The organism is Sphingomonas pollutisoli (assembly GCF_029167165.1).
In the GTDB taxonomy this organism is placed as follows: Bacteria; Pseudomonadota; Alphaproteobacteria; order Sphingomonadales; family Sphingomonadaceae; genus Sphingomonas; species Sphingomonas pollutisoli.
Genome location: NZ_JARFNJ010000054.1, coordinates 1 through 829 on the forward strand (window position 1 = coordinate 1; position 829 = coordinate 829).

The 829-nt window shown below is 70.7% G+C and carries 1 protein-coding gene; it reads right to left on the minus strand.

Annotation, left to right across the window (positions count from 1 at the left end):
- The coding region (locus PX554_RS26530; RefSeq protein ID WP_275505043.1) for a two-partner secretion domain-containing protein at positions 1-727 on the minus strand (727 nt) is incomplete at its 3' end.
- Between the last annotated feature and the right edge of the window lie 102 nt (positions 728-829).

The window sequence follows — 829 nt, forward strand, 5'->3', positions numbered from 1 at the left end:
TGGAGCCGAAGATGATGCCGGCCTGGTTGATGACGACGACGGTGCCATCGGCGGTCATGTTGCCGAGGATGCGGGTGGGATCGGTGGCGTTGGTGACGCGGTTGACCGCGACCCAGCCGGGTTGCGCGACCCCGTTCTCCTTCTGGTTGAACTGGAGCGTGGTGTTGGCGCCGATGTCGAACCTGTTCCACGAGAGCAGCGCGCGCTCCTGCGTCTGGTCGATCGTGACCGTCACGCGGCCGTCGCTACCGGTGGTCTGTGAGGGCAGCCCCGCGCCCTGCCATGTGGCAAGGCCGGTGAGGTCGTAATTGGCCCCCGCCGAGACGAGCAGTTCGCTGGCGCGCTGGCTGTTGCCGGCCCTTGCGGCGGCGAGCGCATCCTTGATCACCTGGGTGGGATCGAGGCCGCCCGGATCGAGCCCGTCGGCGACCTGTCCGCGATCGGCCGCCGCACGGATCTGGGTCGCATAGGCGCGGATCTGGTCGACCCGCTGCTGCGTGGTCTGCTGGCGCTGCAACGCCCCCTGCATGCCGGGCGCGCGCACCGGCGTGGTGGTCGAGCCGGGCGTGGCGGTGCGCACCGGCGCCTGCCGCCCGAGCACCGCGCCCATCGACTGCGCCTGTGCGGCCGTCACCGGCAGGCCGGTGGCGGCGAGCGCGGCGAGGCTCGCGCCCACAAGCAGGAGACGTCGGCGCAGCGCCGGGGACGAGGAAGCGCGACGGATCATGACAAGGCTCCGGCCAGTGGCACGCTGGCGCGTCGGAAAGAGGAATTTCCAGAAAAGGCGGCGGCCGAAAACGAGCGCCGCTCGCACTTATCGTAGCCACCG